Raw genomic sequence first — 847 nt, forward strand, 5'->3', positions numbered from 1 at the left:
CTAGGGTCAGGACTCATTGATCAGAGCCAGAAGATGACAGTCGCGGCGAGAGCTACGGCGGAGAAGAAGGCTTTCGGGCAGCGATCGTAGCGTGTTGCGACGCGTCTCCAGTCTTTGAGGCGGCCGAACATGATCTCGATGCGGTTGCGGCGTTTGTAGCGGCGCTTGTCATATTTGACGGCGTTGTTCCGTATCTTCCGGCCCGGGATGCAGGGGGTGATCCCCTTTTCCTGCAAGGCGTCGCGGAACCAGTCGGCATCATAGCCCCGGTCGGCGAGCATCCATTGCGCTTTGGGAAGGGTGTCGAGCAGCGCCGCCGCGCCCGTATAATCGCTGACCTGTCCGGCGGTCAGGAAGAAGCTGATCGGACGACCATTCGCATCGGTCACGGCATGCAGCTTGGTGTTCATGCCGCCTTTCGTGCGGCCGATCAGGCGTCCCGGCCCCCCTTTTTTACCCCAAGGCTCGACGCCGTGCGGTGGGCCTTCAAATAGGTCGCGTCGATCATGATCGTCTTGCGCTCTGGCGCCTGCGGTGTCGCCAAGCCCTCCATCATGCGGATGAAGACGCCTTTGTCGCTCCACCGCTTCCAGCGATTGTATAGCGTCTTCGCTGGGCCATATTCTCTCGGCGCGTCCCGCCACCTCAGCCCATTGCGATTGACGAAGATGATCCCGCTCAAAACCCGCCGGTCATCAACGCGCTCACGCCCGTGGCTCTTCGGAAAATAGGGCTGAAGGCGGGCCATTTGCTCGTCCGTCAGCCAGAATAAATCGCTCAAATTCAGGCTCCTTCACGGTCGCCTGAATCATAATCGCTACCGCAAATCAATGGGTCCTGACCCTAG

The 847-nt window shown here is 60.1% G+C and carries 1 protein-coding gene; it reads right to left on the bottom strand.

Going from position 1 to position 847, the window contains the following annotated elements:
* Positions 1 to 20: 20 nt before the first annotated feature.
* Positions 21 to 781 (bottom strand): IS5 family transposase gene (locus G9408_RS16765; protein WP_168455016.1). Its coding sequence is split into 2 segments (ribosomal slippage): positions 21 to 442 and positions 442 to 781, totalling 762 coding nucleotides; the frame shifts between segments, so codons are not numbered across the junction.
* Positions 782 to 847 lie beyond the last annotated feature (66 nt).

Source organism: Sphingopyxis microcysteis (genome assembly GCF_012274265.1).
Taxonomy (GTDB): domain Bacteria; phylum Pseudomonadota; class Alphaproteobacteria; order Sphingomonadales; family Sphingomonadaceae; genus Sphingopyxis; species Sphingopyxis microcysteis.